Annotated in this window: 16 protein-coding genes; 8 read left to right on the forward strand and 8 right to left on the reverse strand. The window is 35.8% G+C overall.

Going from position 1 to position 18279, the window contains the following annotated elements:
* Window positions 1–67: 67 nt before the first annotated feature.
* The gene (locus C7D53_RS01930; protein WP_106914714.1) at window positions 68–664 is read right to left on the reverse strand and encodes a TetR/AcrR family transcriptional regulator; all 597 of its coding nucleotides are present in this window, start codon (window positions 662–664) and stop codon (window positions 68–70) included.
* A 156-nt stretch (window positions 665–820) separates the two neighbouring features.
* Here C7D53_RS01930 and C7D53_RS01935 point away from each other — a divergent pair, with 156 nt between their 5' ends.
* On the forward strand, window positions 821–1375 hold the full coding sequence (locus tag C7D53_RS01935) for a thioredoxin family protein (RefSeq protein WP_106914715.1): 555 nt from the start codon (window positions 821–823) through the stop codon (window positions 1373–1375).
* 286 nt (window positions 1376–1661) lie between these two features.
* Here C7D53_RS01935 and C7D53_RS01940 read toward each other — a convergent pair whose 3' ends face one another.
* On the reverse strand, window positions 1662–2525 hold the full coding sequence (locus C7D53_RS01940; protein ID WP_106914716.1) for an AraC family transcriptional regulator: 864 nt from the start codon (window positions 2523–2525) through the stop codon (window positions 1662–1664).
* 123 nt (window positions 2526–2648) lie between these two features.
* On the opposite strand from C7D53_RS01940, the gene C7D53_RS01945 reads away from it, so the two are divergent.
* From C7D53_RS01945 to C7D53_RS01955, 3 genes are read left to right on the forward strand one after another with little or no spacing between them, the layout of a single operon-like run.
* On the forward strand, window positions 2649–3878 hold the full coding sequence (locus tag C7D53_RS01945) for an MFS transporter (RefSeq protein ID WP_106914717.1): 1230 nt from the start codon (window positions 2649–2651) through the stop codon (window positions 3876–3878).
* A gap of 2 nt (window positions 3879–3880) precedes the next feature.
* Complete coding sequence (locus C7D53_RS01950; RefSeq protein WP_106914718.1) at window positions 3881–5362, forward strand: trehalase family glycosidase; 1482 nt, start codon at window positions 3881–3883, stop codon at window positions 5360–5362.
* A gap of 23 nt (window positions 5363–5385) precedes the next feature.
* Window positions 5386–7827 carry a TonB-dependent receptor gene (locus C7D53_RS01955; protein ID WP_106915546.1) on the forward strand — a complete coding sequence of 814 codons (2442 nt, stop codon included), beginning with the start codon at window positions 5386–5388 and terminating at the stop codon, window positions 7825–7827.
* 153 nt (window positions 7828–7980) lie between these two features.
* On the opposite strand, the gene C7D53_RS01960 is transcribed toward C7D53_RS01955, so the two are convergent.
* Window positions 7981–8619: an MBL fold metallo-hydrolase gene (locus C7D53_RS01960; protein WP_106914719.1), complete on the reverse strand. Its 639-nt coding sequence runs from the start codon at window positions 8617–8619 to the stop codon at window positions 7981–7983.
* Between the two features lie 71 nt (window positions 8620–8690).
* On the opposite strand from C7D53_RS01960, the gene C7D53_RS01965 reads away from it, so the two are divergent.
* A complete protein-coding gene (locus tag C7D53_RS01965) occupies window positions 8691–9905 on the forward strand; it encodes a type IX secretion system plug protein (RefSeq protein ID WP_106914720.1) in 1215 nt (404 codons plus the stop codon).
* Between the two features lie 330 nt (window positions 9906–10235).
* On the forward strand, window positions 10236–12191 hold the full coding sequence (locus tag C7D53_RS01970) for a M4 family metallopeptidase (RefSeq protein WP_106914721.1): 1956 nt from the start codon (window positions 10236–10238) through the stop codon (window positions 12189–12191).
* Window positions 12192–12262: 71 nt separating this feature from the next.
* On the opposite strand, the gene hemH is transcribed toward C7D53_RS01970, so the two are convergent.
* Genes hemH through C7D53_RS01990 form a run of 4 tightly spaced genes read right to left on the reverse strand, consistent with a single transcriptional unit; the run spans window position 12263 to window position 14731 of the window.
* On the reverse strand, window positions 12263–13297 hold the full coding sequence (hemH, locus tag C7D53_RS01975) for a ferrochelatase (protein WP_106914722.1): 1035 nt from the start codon (window positions 13295–13297) through the stop codon (window positions 12263–12265).
* 15 nt (window positions 13298–13312) lie between these two features.
* On the reverse strand, window positions 13313–13639 hold the full coding sequence (locus C7D53_RS01980) for an NADPH-dependent FMN reductase (RefSeq protein ID WP_106914723.1): 327 nt from the start codon (window positions 13637–13639) through the stop codon (window positions 13313–13315).
* Window positions 13573–13842 (reverse strand): NADPH-dependent FMN reductase, encoded by a 270-nt coding sequence (locus C7D53_RS01985; RefSeq protein WP_106914724.1) that lies wholly within the window; start codon window positions 13840–13842, stop codon window positions 13573–13575. The genes C7D53_RS01980 and C7D53_RS01985 overlap by 67 nt, the downstream gene beginning before the upstream one ends.
* A 10-nt stretch (window positions 13843–13852) precedes the next feature.
* Window positions 13853–14731: a NifU family protein gene (locus C7D53_RS01990; RefSeq protein WP_106914725.1), complete on the reverse strand. Its 879-nt coding sequence runs from the start codon at window positions 14729–14731 to the stop codon at window positions 13853–13855.
* A gap of 166 nt (window positions 14732–14897) precedes the next feature.
* Between C7D53_RS01990 and C7D53_RS01995 the strand changes: the two genes are divergently transcribed.
* Entirely contained in the window at window positions 14898–15434 is a 537-nt protein-coding gene (locus C7D53_RS01995) for a gamma carbonic anhydrase family protein (RefSeq protein WP_106914726.1), read from the forward strand.
* 157 nt (window positions 15435–15591) lie between these two features.
* Here the strand turns inward: C7D53_RS01995 and C7D53_RS02000 are convergent, their stop codons facing one another.
* Window positions 15592–16044: a hypothetical protein gene (locus tag C7D53_RS02000; RefSeq protein WP_106914727.1), complete on the reverse strand. Its 453-nt coding sequence runs from the start codon at window positions 16042–16044 to the stop codon at window positions 15592–15594.
* An 82-nt stretch (window positions 16045–16126) separates the two neighbouring features.
* On the opposite strand from C7D53_RS02000, the gene C7D53_RS02005 reads away from it, so the two are divergent.
* Entirely contained in the window at window positions 16127–18253 is a 2127-nt protein-coding gene (locus tag C7D53_RS02005; protein ID WP_106914728.1) for a helix-turn-helix domain-containing protein, read from the forward strand.
* The last annotated feature ends 26 nt before the right edge of the window (window positions 18254–18279 follow it).

The raw sequence follows: 18279 nt of genomic DNA on the forward strand, positions 1-18279 counted from the left end.
AATGAATTGTGTCTATTAATTCAGTGTTATATTTCCTAACGGTGTTAATTTTTAGTTCAAAAAAATATTATAAAGACTTAATAAAAGACGAAACAGTTTCATCCAAAGCCGATTTATTCATTGTAGAAGGAATATCTGCCGTACGCATCATCATAATGGAAATCATTCCGTGTACTGCCGAGAACAGCGCATGAGACATATGACATGCATTATCAGGATTTGATCCATTCTTTTTGATAATACTCGCAGTACACTCATAAATCAGCTCCTGGAATGATGAGAATTCTTTCTTCATCTGTCCTTTTCCGCAGCATTGCATTCCCAAACCAAACATAAGCTGGTAATATTCCTTATTCTTAAAAGCAAAGCTCCAATAAGCATCCACAATAGCAACAAGCTGTTCTTCAGGAGTGTTGTGTTTCTGCTGTGCTTTTAGTAATTCTATATGTAACTTGTGAAAGCCATCTAATGAAATTTCAAATAAAATAGCTTCTTTATTTTCAAAATAATCATACACCACTGGTGCGCTGTATTCAATAGCGTCTGCTATTTTACGCATAGAAAGTGATGCCCAGCCTTCAGTTTTGGCCAAAGTGAATGCAGCCTGCAAGATATTTGCACGAATGGATTCTTTTTCTCTTTGACGACGTTCATGTAGGCCCATGATATTTGTTTACTAACAGTGTTAGCAAAACTACAAACTTTTAAGGTTATCTTCCAAACCTTATTTTAATTTTAACATTTAACGAAAGTTTATAAATTACTGAATAGGCTATTAATAAAAGAAATTTTTATCTTTGTGAACTAAAGAAAAAAGGATATGAATACTCCCTCAAATATGTTGGCATTAGGAACAAAAGCTCCGTTTTTTGAGCTTCCAAACCCGTCAAAAACGAATGAACTTCAGTCTTTAGAAGAACTGAAAGGAGAAAAAGGAACATTGGTGATCTTTATGTGCAACCATTGTCCGTTTGTTCTTCATGTGATCGACAAGATCAATGAATTATATGAAGACTATAATGAAAAAGGAATTGAATTCATCGCGATTAATGCTAACGATATTGAAAAATATCCGGCTGATTCCCCTGATAAAATGATCGAGTTTCAAATCGATAGAAATTTTGATTTTCCTTATTTATTTGATGAAAGTCAAGCAGTGGCAAGAGCATATGATGCAGCATGTACCCCTGATTTTTATTTCTTTGATGATAAATTGGACCTTGTTTACAGAGGTCAGATGGATGATTCAAGACCGGGAAATAATAAGGATGTAACCGGTGAAGATTTAATTATTGCCTTTGAAAATCTTTTAATTGGAGAACCTCAGGAAGAAATTCAGAGACCAAGTATGGGATGTAATATTAAATGGAAGTAACTTTCTGATTACTAATTCTTACTAGTATAATACTGAGCTGTTTTTTTTAAAGAACAGCTTTTTTATTTCCTACAGATCGCTCCGATTTCACTGATTATTATTCTCGCAGATTTAGGAGATTATGCAGCTTTTTTACTGTGGGAATTTTATACGTAAATATCTGCGAAATTCGCCAAATTTGCGTGAGATTTAAAATAAAGTCATTTGGATTCCTACAGAATGCCAAATAGAACGGTTAGTTTATCCATCCACTTTTATATCATATAAAAGAATTAACGTGGTCTCCTTACACATTTACCTTATTATGAGAATAATCCTTAATAAATTCAGAGGGTGTTTTCGCAGTATACTTTTTAAACATTCTATTGAAATAAGTCACATTGTTAAAACCACAGCTATAGCTGCATTCTGAAATGGATTTATCCTGGGCCATCAGCAAGCATGCCTTATTGATCCGATAGCGGTTCACAAATTCGGTAAATGTAATCTGGGTTGCTTTTTTAAAAAAATTACAAAAGGCAGGCAAGGTGAGATTAGCGAGCTTAGCTACTTCTTCAATGTTGATTTCCTTATCATAATGATGCTCCACATAGGTGAAAATATTTTCAAGACGGGTCTTATTCTTTGAAATAATGGTGTAGGGCATAATTTCCTTGTTCAGAAGATCATAGTCTTTGCATTTTGACAGTTCAAAAAGTATTTCCAGCAGAAGCAGATATCTTTTGTATCCTTCGGATTCAAGCATAAGTTTTAGCTTCGGAAGCATGGCTTTTTTTACCTTATGGTGAAAATGAATACCATATTTAGAAAGCTCCAGCAAGTTTTTGATAGATCGAGCTTCAACCTCCTGTTGAGGAAACTGAAGAATTTCTTCCTTGAATTGCAGTACAATCTCCTCATGTGGGTCGATAGAATTTAAGCCAAATCCTGAATGTGGAATATTGGTGCCTATCAGCACAAGGTCTCCGTTCGTATAATTGCTTTTATGGTATCCCACATGGCGGGTTCCACTCCCGGAAATAACGCAGACAAGCTCAATTTCGGGATGATAATGATATTCCCATTTGAATTCCGAAATAGGGGAGTTATTATGAATCGTGCGGAAAGAGCTTTTCTCATTGGGAATTACCCTTTCAAAAGTGACTTTCATTTAATTAATCATATTTAATCGCTAAAAATACTAATTATATTAATATTGTTCAAATATTGATTTATTGTGTTAAATTATCGTTAATACAAATGCTTCTATCTTAGCCGACAAGAAATGATCTGGATGAAAAATTTCAATATAAAGGCGGTTTTGTTTTTGAACTATTTTGTTTTCGCAATTCTTTTGAATTCTGTGGGAACGGTTATTTTGCAGGTACAGCAGAACTTTGGAATTTCAAAATCATCTGCCAGCATATTGGAAGGATTTAAAGATCTTCCCATTGCAATCTGTTCATTCATTTTGGCTTCGTTTCTTCCCAAAATCGGAATCAAAAAATCCATGCTGATTGCTTTGTTTTTGGTAAGCGGTATGTGTTTTGTGATGCCGTTTACAAATAGTTTTTGGGTATTTAAATTACTATTTGCCATTGTAGGAGTTTCCTTTGCCCTGATTAAAATATCTGTTTTTACTTCCATTGGACTGGTTACAGAAACGGATAAGGAGCATTCAAGCTTCATGGGATTCTTAGAAGGATTTTTCATGATTGGAGTTTTGGCGGGAAATGTTTTATTCAGTTTATATATTGATGATCATAATCCACAATCTACGCACTGGCTGAATGTGTATTGGGTACTGGGTGTTCTTTCAACATTGTCATTTCTGTTTTTATTCTTTTCAAAATTGAATGAAGGAGAGGCAAAAAGTGAGAAAACCGATTTATTGGGTGATTTAAGAAACAGTGCCAGTCTGTTTAGTTATAAAAAAGTATTGTTCTTTTTATTGTGTGCTTTCCTTTTTGTATTGGTAGAGCAGAGTTTTCAAACATGGACACCCACATTCTATAAAGAGATCCTAAAGGTTCCAACCTCAATGAGCATTCAGGCTGGGGCAGTATTGGCAGGAGCCTTTGCTTTAGGAAGATTTTTATCAGGTTTCTTTTCCAAGAAATTCAGCTGGATTTATGTTGTTTCATTCTGTGTAATTGGTTTTGCCATAAGCTTACTTTTGGTTTTACCGCTGACACATGATATTCATATTGATACCCATACAACCTGGCTGAACGCTCCGCTGGTAGTATATTTGTTTCCCTTAATGGGAGGTTTACTGGCACCTATTTATCCGAGTATTAACTCCGTTATTCTGGCTTCTATTCCTAAATATTTACACAGTGCCATGTCCGGTTTGATTGTCGTATTCTCTGCTATTGGAGGAACCATAGGCTCAATCATTACAGGCTTTGTATTTCAGGAGTTCAGTGGGCAGCAGGCGTTTTATCTATCCCTGATTCCTCTTTCATTGTTGATCACATCAGCAATTTTCATGAATAAATTAAAAATTAATCCTAAAAAATAACAATGAGTAATCAACTTTACATCAACGAAATCCAGACTCTTTTTGATGCGGTGCAGAAGTCGAAGATCTTTGAAGATCAAAAAATGATGACAGATGCAGTTCCGTTATTTCCGATTGCTGAAATCAACGCAAAATATCAGCAGGAGAAAGATTCTGCTGGTTTTGACCTAAGAAATTTTGTGATGACCCATTTTGATTTTTTAGGAGCAAGAGTTTCTGTTCGGAAAGAAGATCATCTTCCCATTGAGCAGCATATCGAAAAGCTTTGGGATGAACTGACTCGCACAGCCTATGAAGAAAAAGGTACGCTTTTAAAGTTACCCAAACCTTACATTGTTCCGGGGGGACGTTTCAATGAGTTTTTCTACTGGGACAGTTATTTTATCATGCTTGGATTACAGGTTTCCGGCAGGGTAGAAATGATGAAAAATATTGTGGAGAATTGTTCTTATCTTATTCAAAATGTTGGATTTGTACCCAATGCAAGCAGAACCCATTTCTTAAGCCGTTCACAACCACCGTACTTTTCGCTGATGTTGGAGCTTCTTGCTGAGACTACCAATGATGAAACCATATACACTCAGTATCACAATACTTTAGAGAAAGAATATACTTTTTGGATGGATGGAAAAGATGAGGTTGAAAATGGTTCAGGCCTTAAACGAGTGGTGAAAACCATTGATGGAGATATTTTGAACAGATATTATGATGCTGAAAATGAACCACGCCCTGAAAGTTATTTAATTGATATTGAAGATCAAGAGAATGCTTCAGGAGATGAATTTTACAGAAATATAAGAAGTGCCTGCGAATCTGGCTGGGATTTTTCCAGCAGATGGTTTGCAGACGGAGAACATATACAGACAATTGAAACGCTGAACCTTGCAGAGGTAGATTTAAATAGCCTTTTATGGCATTTGGAAACAACCCTGGCAAAATCATCAGCGCTTCAGAATCTGAGAGAAAAAGAAAATTATTTTACTGAAAGAGCAGCAAGCCGAAGACAGATGATCAATAACTATTTCTGGGATGAAAAGACTAAGATTTACAGGGATTATCATATTATAAAAAACACAAACACACCGTCTGAACATATTGCTGCTCTTTACCCTTTATTCCTTGGAATTGCCAATAAAGAACAGGCTGAAGCAATAGCAGAAGCTATCTCTGAGAAATTTTTATATCAGGGGGGGCTTGTGACTACTACCAAAAAGTCCGGACAACAATGGGATTTACCCAATGCCTGGGCTCCTTATCAGTGGCTTGGCTTTAAGGCAATGAAGAACTATGGCTTTGCTGAATTGGCAGAGCGTATTAAAAACAACTGGTGTTCTAACGTAGAAAGGGTTTATAAAAACACAGGAAAACTGATGGAAAAATACAATGCATTAGATACAGAAACAATAGCAGGAGGCGGGGAATACCCCAATCAGGATGGATTCGGTTGGACCAATGGAGTGTATTTAAAACTACAACAAAACTGAAACTAACAATAAAAAATATGGCTATGAAAAAAAAATCAATCTTTTTAATCGCCGCTACAGCTACATTATATTTTAATAATGCTTATGCTCAGGAAACTCCACAAGATTCTGCAAAAGTTTCCTCTATCGATCAGATTGTCATTACGGGTAACTCCAATCCCAAGAAAAAAATAGAATCCAGTACTGCTATTTCAACGTTCAGTGCCAAGGAAATTCAAAAGCAAAACCCTATCAGTGCTGCTGCTTTGTTACAGAGAGTTCCGGGATTTGCCGTGGAAACCTCAGGAGGTGAGGTTGGGAATAATCTTTTTGCAAGAGGAATTCCGTCTGCAGGAGCCTACGAGTTTGTACAGGTGCAGGAAGACGGCCTTCCTGTTTTTGAGGACGGAGCCCTTCAGTTTGCCAATGCAGATAATTTTTTCCGTGTAGATAATACAGTGAGTCGTATGGAAGCTTTGAGAGGAGGTTCCGGATCCATTTTTGCGACCAATTCACCTGGAGGTCTTATCAATTTTATTACCAGAGAAGGTACCAATGACTTCAGGGGTACTGCAAAACTGGAAACAAGTACCTATGGTTTGATGCGTACTGATATTAATGTGGGAGGAGCTTTGGTGAAAGATAAATTATTTTTCAATGTTGGAGGTTTTTACAGAACAGATGACGGAATAAGAAAAACAGGTTTCAAAGCCAATAATGGTGGACAAATCAGAATGAACCTGAAATATGTATTTGATAAAGGATATGTAAAAGTATATTACAAAAAACTGGATGACAGAAATACATTCTTCCTTCCGATTCCACTAACCCAAAACGGAAATAAACTGAAAGGATTCCAAGGGTTTGATCCTAACTATGGAACCTATAGCTACAGAGCAATCAGTCAGCTGAATATTCCACAGGCCGGAGGTGGATTTTTCAATAGAAATCTGGAAGACGGAATTCATCCGAAAGTAGATGTATTAGGTGCTGAGTTTAAATATGATCTTGGAAATAATTTCAGCGTTTTAAATAAAACCCGTTATACAAATATTGATATGAACTATACGGGGATTTTTCCAGCGGGAGGGCCAAAAACAGGAGCAGGTTTTGCTACAAAACCTTTAGATAAAGGAGGAATGGGAATGGCTAATTATCAGTATTCACTGGTGAGTACCGGAGCGGTTGTTGATCCTGCGTTTGTACAAAAACTTGGATTCTGGGCGATTGATAAGCAGATGAATAACTTTGTAAATGATCTACAGTTCAATTATAAATTTGACAAAGGAAATGTTACAGCAGGTTTTTATAAATCCAACTGGAAATCTCAACAGTATTGGAACTGGAGTAATGTTCTTGCGACTGCTACGGATAGACCAGAGCTTTTAAATCTGATAAACCCTTCTATTCATCCGTCAGATGATGGGTATTCTAAAACCTATAATGGGGTGATAGATATGACATTTTTGCAAAGAAGAACTCAGACTCAAGGAAGTTTGAATGACCTGTATGTAAACCTGGATTATAACATTACCGATGCTTTAAGTGTAAATGGAGGTCTTCGTTACAGCCATGATTATTATAAAGGGAATTTTGCCAATACAACAACTGCTAATTTAAATAACTCAGGGCTCACAACAGATGGAATTCACGGTTTCAGAACTACAACTGCTGATGATAATATGAGTGTATTGGGAAATAAATATACATACTGGAATTATAATATTGACAAAGTATCTTTCACGGTAGCTACAAATTATAAAATCAACAGAGAAAATGCGGTATATGCCCGTTTTTCTAACGGCTTCAGGTCCCCGAATGAAGAAGCTTACTATAATTATTTTTCCAATCCGACGCGTGATAAGCCTTTAAAGTCTGTAACGACCAATCAGTTGGAAGTAGGATATAAATATTACTCGCGTACATTTGATATAGCAGTTATTCCTTTCTATTCTACATTGAAAAACCTGTCGTTTACTGACATTTTCTCTGATGGAAAATCTGAAAATACCTTCGCTAATACTGAAAACTATGGAGTTGAGTTTGAAGGGTATACCCGTTTATTCAATAATGTTTTGGAAGTTACATTTAATGGGACCATCCAGAGTCCAAAATATAAAAATCTCGAAGCGGGAAGTCTGCTTGAAGGAAATGTGGTAAGAAGAATGCCGAAGTTTTATTTTAACATTTCACCGGCAGTTAATATTACAAAATCATGGAGAGCATATGTGAATATGAATTATTATGGAAAACGTTTCCAGGATGAACTGAATGTACAGACCTTACCGTCTTTCACGGAATTTGGGGCAGGAATGTCCTATCAGCTGGGAAAAATACGTTTCGCAGTTGATGGTACCAATATCTTTAACACAATTGGTATTACAGAAGGAGACCCAAGAGCAGGCTCGCCAAATGGTGACGGTACCATCATGGCAAGACCAATTATGGGGGCAGCAGCCAGAGCTTCCATTACTTTAGATTTCTAAACTCTATTTCTTTATAACACGAAACCGTCGGGAAAACAGATCCTGACGGTTTTTATGTATTGTTTGCCTATTTCAGGAAAAATGAAATAAGCTTTATCTGCAAAATCAACGAAATGAAAACATCATATTCGCTCAATCTTTAAATTTTGTTTGCTACTTTAAAAACGGATTATATTGTTTCTCAAAACCAATTGAGGTAGGATTTCCATGACCAGAGAAGACCTGTGTCTCAGAATCTAAAATGAAAAGTTTTGTCCTGATTCCTTCAATTAATTGTTCATAGTTTCCTTTGTAAAGATCCGTTCTACCAATACTTCCCTCAAAAAGTACATCACCGGAAATCATGAATTTCTGATTTTCGTTGTGATAGACAACACTTCCCGGAGAATGCCCAGGAACATGATAAATCTTGAATTTTTCACCATCAAGATCCAGTTCGTCATCTTCTTTTACATAATTAATATCCACTTTTACAGGATCTACAGAAAAACCAAACCTCATTCCGCTGGCCTGAAGCATATCCAGAACCTCCTGATCTTCCTGATGCATATATACAGGCACTTTAAAAGTATCAAATGCCCACTGAAGCCCTAAAACATGGTCAATATGAGCATGGGTCAAAAGAATTTTCTGAATGTTCAGTCCCTTTTCTTTGATAAAACCATCAATAGCCTGAGTTTCCTGAACATTCATATTTCCCGGATCAATTAGCCAGGCGTTCTTGTTTTCGTTATAGATGATATATGTATTTTCGCTGGCAAAGTTGAATACGAAACCTTGAATCTGAAGCATAATCTGAATATTTTTTATTCAAAAATACGATATTATTAAGAAAATGGCTATTTTTCGTTATCTTCGTAATAATGAAAACTTTGCGAATACTTTTACTCTCCCTGGGTGGACTGGTTTACGGACAAAATATCCAAAGTATCCAGTTATTCAACCCTCAGACGAATGATGAAACTCCGGTAATAAAGTTCGGTGAACAATTGGTTTTGAGCTTTGATGACCTTACCAATGGCAGCGAGATCTATAGATATACCATTAAACATTACGATAGAAACTGGAATGATGACAACCTCTTCTTCACAGAGTTTGCCAACGGAAGCATGAATGCACTTCTAGATAAATTTCAGTATTCTTTCAATACATTACAAGCTTATACTCATTATAAGCTGACGTTTCCCAATGATAAGATACAACCAAAAGTATCAGGGAATTTTGAATTGATTGTTTACAAGGATTCTGCAGATAAACCTCTTTTCAAAAGAAGATTTTATCTGGTAGAAGACATTGCATCTGTAGGAGTGAATGTTTCAAGAATTGCAGATGCAAAGAATCCTAATGTGAACCAAAGGATAGAAGTAAAAGCCTCTCCAAAAGGAGGAGATCTTTCTTCTAATGTTAATTCTATTTCCTTAAATGTGATGCAGAATAACAACCCGAATATGGTCATCTCTAATCAGAAACCAAGTACTGTTTTAGGAAATCAAATGCTTTTCCAGCAAATGAATCTTACCTTTCCGGGAGACAATGAATTCTATTATTTTGATAATAAAAACATGACTATTGCTGCAGATATGGTTCGGGCAGTAGAAGTAAAGGAGGATGGTAATTATACCTATTTGCATCCGGTGTGGGCATTTCCTTTAAATTATCAATATCAGCCAGACGTAAACGGAGCCTGGTATTACAGAAGAAATGATCTGGGAAGAGAAAGAGATGCAGAAAGGGAAGCAGATTATTCATGGGTATACTTTTATTTGGAATCAGAACCCGTAGATAAAGAAATTTATGTTCTCGGTGGTTTCAATAATTTTCAGGCAAGTAAAGAAAACCAGATGCAATATGACGCGGCAGGTAAGCAATATGTAGCTAAGATTTTCCTGAAGCAAGGGTTTTATAACTATATTTTAGCAACGAAGCAGGGCAGTGGTCCTTTGGATTTTGGTGAAGTGAATGGAAATTTCTGGCAAACGGAAAACCTTTATCAGGCATTTTTATATTATGCTCCTTTTGGAAGAAACTATGATGGTTTAATAGGGTATGGAGAATTCAGAACTCCAATTAGAAAATAATTCCCTTTTTAATTAAACTGTATAAAATATTTTTTGGCTGTCTCTATTGAGATAGCCTTTTTTTTTACGTAATAATTAATTTGTAGAAATATTTCAAGTTTAACACATGGACAGCGAGAAAAAATAATTCACAAAAAGTTGATTTTTATTAAATTAATTAATGAAAAATATAAATAATAATAAAATTATGTTTAATTATTTCTCTTCTTTTTAAAATCGTTATTGTGTTTTGTTTAATGATTTATATTTTCTATTGAATTTTAATTAAAACATATATCATTTTGTTGTGAAAAATTTATAAATTCGTTTTCACATCAAACCAATATTATTATGAAAACAAAATTTATCCTAGCAGCAAGTATTGCAGCTTGTTCTTTCGCTTTTGGACAAAACACACCATCAAAAGTAGTTCCTGGTAAAAGCGGACTACATGCAGAGTTTATGAGATTTGAAAAAAATGGACCAGCTTTTCAAGGAAGCCCGGTTTTATTTAATGAAACTTCTCAACGACTTTCTTCCGGAGAATCCCGTAAGATTGGATTAGAAAAAGATGGTTTAGGTTTTGAAACCCACAGATTTCAACAGACAGTCAACGGAATTCCTGTAGAATACGGAATGATGGCTGTACAAACTAAAGATGGCAAAATTGTAGGGCAGTCCGGAAAATGGATTCTTGATGTTCCACAGGGAATAGAAAAGAAATCCAATATTTCTGAAAGTACAGCATTGCAAAGTGCCCTTTCCTTTGTGGGAGCAGATAAATACAAATGGCAAAATAAAGAAGAAGAAGATTTTATTAAAAAAGAATCCGGCGATGATAAGGCAAGTTTTGCTCCTAAAGCTGAAATTGTCTATTATTCAGAGCCTACAGATGAAAGCTTAAAAGACCTTAAACTAGCTTATAAATTTGATATTTATGCAGAAAAACCGTTAAGCAGACAATATGTTTTTGTAGATGCAAAGAACGGTAAAGTCTTGGGGTTAGATGCCATTATTCAAGATGTAAACACTCCGGGAACGGCCACTACAGGTTACAGTGGAAGCAGAAGCATCGTAGCAGATTCTTATAATGGAAGCTACAGATTGAGAGAAACGGGTAGAAACGGAGGAACATCGGTAGAGACCTATAATTTGAAAAAAGGAACAAGCTATGCTTCTGCAGTAGATTTTACAGATACCGACAATGTATGGAACAATGTGAATACCAATAAAGATCAATATGCTACCGATGCTCATTGGGGAGCAGAAATGACATTGGATTACTTCTATACAAAATTTGGAAGAAAAAGTATTGATAACAATAATTTTGCTATAAAATCATATGTACATTATTCTACCAATTATTTTAATGCATTTTGGGATGGATCCAGAATGACTTACGGTGACGGAAGTTCTTCTACCAATGGAGGTAAGCCTCTAACCGCTCTGGATGTTTGTGGCCATGAAATTACCCATGGGATGACCTCCAAAACAGCTAACCTTGTTTATCAGAGAGAACCTGGTGCTTTGAATGAAGGCTTCTCGGATATTTTCGGAAATACCATAGAAAAATGGGCAAGACCAAGCCAGGCAAGCTGGACACTGGGAGAAGATTTTAGCTATGTGATCAGAAATATGGCAAATCCTAATGCTTACAGCCAACCGGATACGTATCTGGGAACTTATTGGAAAGCTACTACCACTTCAGGATGTGCCAGCCCTAGTCAGGCTAATGACTATTGTGGAGTTCATACCAATTCAGGAGTTCTTAATTTCTGGTATTACTTATTGGTAACAGGAGGTACAGGAACTAATGATAAAGGTTTTGCCTATAATGTTTCCGGAATCGGACTAGATAAAGCGGGAGCAATTGCTTATAGAACTTTAACTACTTATCTTACTTCTACATCTACTTATGCTAACGCGAGAACTTATTCTCTACAGTCAGCTGCAGATTTATACGGAGCAGGTAGTAATGAAGTAACCCAGGTTACCAATGCGTGGAATGCTGTAGGTGTTGGTGGTGGTACTTCTCCGGCAGGATTGGTGGCAACAGCAGCAAAAGAATCACCTTATACCATTAGTCCAAATCCGGCAACAGACAGATTTACGGTTGCATTTGACGGAAAAGCTGGTAAAGGAACAGTAGAATTGGTAAGCTTAACAGGGAAAAAAGAAATCTCTGAAAAAGTAACCCTTACGGATGGAGCTAATAAAATCAATATTCAGCTTCCAACCAATATGCTTCCTGGAGTTTACATTGTAACAGTGAACGGACAGACTGCAGGAAATCTAATCAAAAAATAAACTTTAATATATTCCGAAGAAAAGGCCGTAGAAGTATTCTGCGGCCTTTTTGTATATTTTGGATGAATGAATTATACCAAATAAAAATCATTCAGCTTTTCTTCGCAAAGTGTTTTTACCACTTCTATCCATCGGTCTTCATCATTTAAACAAGGAATATATTGGAACGTTTCTCCACCTCCATGCATGAACTGTTCTTTTCCTTCCACAGAAATTTCCTCCAGTGTCTCAAGACAGTCTGAAACGAATGCAGGACAAACAATGGCCAGATTTTTCACTCCTTTTTTAGGAATGGTTTCCAATGTTTCATCCGTATAAGGTTCAATCCATTTATCTTTTCCTAATCTTGACTGGAAAGAAACGATGGTTTTCTCTTTTGGAAGTCCCATTTTGGCGATCACAGCTTCCGTGGTTTTATAACATTGATGTCTGTAGCAATAGGCATTATGAGTATCTACCTGACTGTTGATACAATTGGTATCATCAATTTTACAGGTGTTGGATGGATCCGTTTTGTAAAGATGTCTTTCAGGAACTCCATGATAAGAAAACTGAAGCGCATCAAAGTTTTCAGGAAGCTTTTCCTTAATACTTTCTGCAAGACAATTAATATAAATATCCCTATTGTAAAAAGGCTGAATATAATTGATTTTCACCTTTGGGAATTTTTTCTTTCTTACTTCCTCTGCTTTTTCAATCACAGTTTCTGTGGTACTCATTGCATACTGAGGGTACAAAGGGAAAAGAACAATTTCAGAGATACCCTGATCCACCAGTTTTTGAATTCCGGTTTCAATGCTTGGTTCTGCATACCTCATTCCAATTTCTACGGGAACATCTACCACTTTCTGAAGTTTTTTCTGAATCTTTTCAGTAATAACGATCAATGGTGAACCTTGATCTGTCCATACCGTTTTATAGGCTTCAGCAGATTTGGCAGGTCTTGTTTTCAGGATAATCCCCTGAACAAGAAGAGCACGAAAAATCCAACGGTAATCGATGACTCTTTCATCCATTAAAAATTCGTCAAGATATTCTTTTACATCGTTTACCTCAGTAGACCTCGGAGATCCAAGATTAACCAGTAAAATTCCTTTTTTATTCAATGTTTTTAATTTTAATTATGAAACAGAATCGTTGAAATCTGTTACTAATTTTGATACTTTAGCAAAGGTATTACTTTCAACCTTGCCATTATTATTAAACTTACCTTTTATCCCCTTTATCAAAAGCTGATGTTTATCATTGGTCTTTGCTCCAAGAGTTTTTAAAAGCAATAATAATTCTTCATGACCTTTTTCACCACTGGCAGAACTTGTAATAAAAGCCACAGGCTTGTCCAAGAAAACATTGGTAGAAACACACCATTCCAGTAAGTTCTTTAATCTGCTCGGAATACTGAAAATATATTCCGGAGTAGAAAATATAACCCCCGCCGAATGGGTAATGCTCTCTCTCTGATCTTCACTACTTCCTCAGGTGTGTCAACATCAGTTAAGGACGTATCAAAGTGAGGAAGAATAGATAGATCATCATACCTGTCGAAATGAATACTGGAATTCTTTTCCAATACCTGTTCCATCAGTTTCTGATTGCTGGAGTTCTTTGTAGCACTTCCAACAATTACCAGAATTTTCTTTTGGGAGATCATGAAAGGTCTGTTATCCGTTTACAGCTTCCACTCTTTCTACAAGATCAGGAACAAATTGTTTCAAGATGTTCTCAATACCGTTTTTCAAAGTAGCGGTAGAACTAGGACATCCTGAGCAAGCTCCCTGTAAAAGCATTTTTGCAGTCTTGCTGGCTTCATCATATTCCATTAAGGAGATTTTTCCACCATCATTTTCCACAGCAGGAGCTACATATTCATTTAAGATATCAGAAATTTTCTGCTCATCATCGGTATAATCTCTATTGATGATCTTCTCAACAGGATTTTCATGTTTTTGAGGTTCAATGTTAGAAATTTCACCACCATTTTGAAGATAATCAGAGATAAGAGCACGAACAGTACTCATTACTTCATGCCATTCCACAGAATGATTTTTGGTAACTGCCACAAAGTTATCCGAAATGAAAACCTCTGTTGCAAAGTCAAACTCATTAAAGATAGCTGCTGCCAAAGGAACTTCGGTTGCTGCTTCTCTTGATTTTACCTCTACAAATCCCTCCATAAGTAGCTTGCTGGAAACAAACTTCATTACATTAGGATTAGGTGTCATCTCTGAATAGATCTGATACATTTCTTTTTTCTTCTGAAGATAAAGTCTAGGATTAGCCAATAATTCATCTTCAATTACATTTTTCAGACTTTCAGCTACATGCTCCCATTCTATGGTATCCTGCTTGGCTACTGCTACAAAATTAGCCGTAATGAAAATTCTTTCCACAAACGGATAATTGAAAAGCTCCTGTGCCAAAGGAATTTCTGAAACATCTGAAGTTCTGTCCAATTCTAAAGACCCCGGAATCAAGTTGTAATCTGCAACAAATTTCATCACTTTTGGGTTTTCGGTTGGTTCTATAAGTACGGTACGCATTTTTTCGTTAAATTTGAGATACAAAAATACGCATTAGAAGTCAGAAGCTGAAAATTGAGAGTTAGATTTTTGCTATCGCTTTAATTTAGAAGTTAGATACTAAAAATTAAATGGAGTAAATCGTAATTTTCAAACAGGCTTATTTTCAAATTTTCAAATTAAAACTATGGCACTAATAAAAGAACTTTTAGGGAAAAGCCCACAGATCGGCGAGAACACTTTTTTAGCTGAAACGGCTACTATTATCGGAGATGTTACGATGGGAAAAGATTGTAGCGTTTGGTACAATGCTGTAATTCGAGGAGATGTTCATTATATTAAAATGGGAAACAAAGTGAATGTTCAGGATAATGCAATGCTGCACTGTACTTATCAAAAATACCCCCTGAATATAGGAAATAATGTTTCCATCGGGCACAATGCAATTGTTCATGGATGTACAATTCATGATAATGTTTTGATAGGAATGGGAGCTATTGTTATGGATGACTGCCTGGTTGAAGAAAATTCAATTGTAGGAGCAGGTTCAGTAGTAACACAGGGAACCCACATCAAGTCCGGAGAAGTTTGGGGAGGTGTTCCTGCTAAAAAAATCAAGGATATTAATGCTCAGTTACTGGAAGGTGAAGTAAACAGAATTGCCGATAACTATGTGAAATATTCGTCTTGGTATAAAGAGAACGTAAAAGATTATGAATTGTAGAATCAGGGTTTAAATGTAAGATTCAATATTTAAAGCTTAGATGATAAATATTAGTCTCTTATCTTTCCTTGCTATATTCTCATTTAGAAATAGGTAAAAATCCCGGTCCTAAGACCGGGATTTTTGTTGATTTGATTATAGAACCTTTGCTTTATTTTTAATTATCATCAGGAGTGATAAGTCTTACTTTTCCGTGGATGCACTTCAGAGAAGTTGGAGGTGTAATCACCATACAATCAGACGTAATATTATATTTTTCATTAAAAACCCTTACTTTATCCGTATACTCATTGATCCTTGGCAGAATACTGGATTCAATCTTTTTAGGATACGCAATGTATTGTTGTGGTCCACCACAGGCTTTTACTCCCATTGCAGCAAATGTCCATTCACTGGCATTGGTACATTTTTCTCCGGTAGCTTCAGATTCAATGGAGGCTTTTAACCTATCCAGCTGAGCCTGATCATATTTTTGACTGTCCTCATCAGCAGGACGGTTGGCAATATCTACGGGAAGATTGGTATTAAGATTCTTCGATGAATTACAGGAAATCAGGGTTGTTGTAGTACAGAATACTACTGCCGGAATGTAGAGTAAAAATTTTTTCACAATAGACTTTTTTCTTTTTAAGAATTTTCAAAACTTATGCCAAGGTAAGAAATTCAAATTCATTTCCGTATTTTTGACAACGATGAACAATCATTTTTTTGACTTAATAGAGTACACCAATAGAAGTGTTTTCCTTACCGGGAAAGCGGGAACGGGGAAAACAACGTTTCTTAATGATTTTGTAAGAAGAACCAAGAAGAAGCATGTTGTAATTGCTCCTACAGGTATTGCTGCAATTAATGCAGGAGGGGTGACCATTCACTCCATGTTTGGATTGCCGCTGAGAACATTCTTACCTACGACTGAAAGAATAGATACCAGTTTGGCAAATAATATTGCCGATCTGATGCCCCATTTCAAATATAGAAAGGATAAACTCAAACTTTTAAGAGAGGTTGAGATTATCATTATTGATGAGGTTTCCATGTTGAGGGCGGATGTTCTGGACATGATGGATTTTTCCTTAAGATTTATAAGAAGAAATAATCAAAGGTTTGGAGGAGTTCAAATGCTGTTCATCGGGGATTTGTTTCAGCTTCCGCCAGTGGTGAGAGATGAACACATTCTGAAAATGTATTACAATTCGCCATTCTTTTTCGATAGTCATGCCATAAAGGATATCCCGATTGTTACTATTGAGCTGACAAAGGTCTACCGACAGTCTGATGAAGAATTTCTGGAGATTTTGAATGCTATTCGTGATGGTGATGTAGCCAATATAGACTTTGATCATCTCAACAAAAGATATGATCCTGATTTTGACATGGGTAAGGAATCCTATGTCTATCTGTGTTCACATAATAAAATGGCGGATGAGATTAATCAGGAGAAATTAACAGAAATAAAAGTTGATGCTCAAACCTACGAAGCGAAACTGGTAGGAGACTTTAAAGAAAATCAATTTCCCAATGAACAGTTTTTAGAATTGAAAATTGGTGCCCAAATTATGTTTATCAGAAATGATATTTCCGGAGAAAAAAAATATTTCAATGGTAAATTGGGTGAGATTATCGGTCTTGATGAAAATGAAATCCGTGTAGTTCTGGATGGAAATGAAAGAGAAATTACAGTAAAAAGAGAAACCTGGGAACAGAAAAAATATTTTCTGGATACCGATAAAACCATCAAGGAAGAAGTTTTGGGAAGCTTTGAACAGTTTCCTATTAAACTAGCCTGGGCGGTTACCATCCATAAAAGTCAGGGATTAACATTTGATAAAGTAATTATAGATGCAGGAAAAAGCTTTACGGCTGGCCAGGTATATGTTGCATTATCGCGTTGTAGAACACTTGAGGGAATTGTTTTAAAATCAAAAATTACTCCTGAAGTAATCTTTAAGGATAATAGAATTTTGCATTTCCATACAGATACAGTGGCGAATGATCATGTAGAATCTATTCTGAATCAGGAAAAATATGATTACAGCATCAGAAAAGTGCTTCGTACTGTGGATTGTCAGTGGTTTTTAAAAGAAGTTGAGGATTGGAATAAACTATCCATTGTTACTAAAAATATTGATCATGCAAAGACCAATCAACTTTATCTTCAATTGAAACATGAAGCAACCAATCTTGGGAAAATCTTCGAAAAGTTAGAAAGAATAATTTTTCAGAAAGTCAATAATTTCATTGAACAAAAAGAAGAATGGACAGAGATTGAGAGCAAGTCTAAAGGAGCCGTTAACTTCTTTTTTACTGAAACAAGAAATAAAATCTTCGATCCGCTAAAAGAATTTTATGCTGAAATAAAAGGTGCAAAAGGTCTGAAACAATACAATGAAGAATTCAAAGGCTGGCTGGAAGATATTGAAGAATATTTAAATAGTCTGAAAGAAATTCATCTTCTCGACACAAAGCTTTTAGACGAAAAGAATGATAAAGAAGTCAGTTTGAAAATAGCAAAAGTTCCATCACAGGTTTTAACCTTTCAGTTATTTGAACAAGGTAAAACCATTGGGGAAATTGCTTTGGAAAGGGGATTGGTAAAAGAAACCGTTATCGGGCATCTTGCGAAGTTTGCAGAGCAGGGATTGCTGGATATCTCAAGAGTAATTGTTTCCGATAAAATCAAGGCATTTGAAACAGAGTTCTATAAAAATCCACACGAAACCTTAACCGAATGGAAGAATGCATTGCCAAGCAATTTTGAGTTTAATGAGATCAGAATTTTGATCAATCATTATAATTATAAAAAGGAAAAGAATTCGTAAAGAATTCTTTTCCTGCTTTAAGTCTT

It is taken from the genome of Chryseobacterium aurantiacum, assembly GCF_003020585.1.
In the GTDB taxonomy this organism is placed as follows: Bacteria; Bacteroidota; Bacteroidia; order Flavobacteriales; family Weeksellaceae; genus Chryseobacterium; species Chryseobacterium aurantiacum.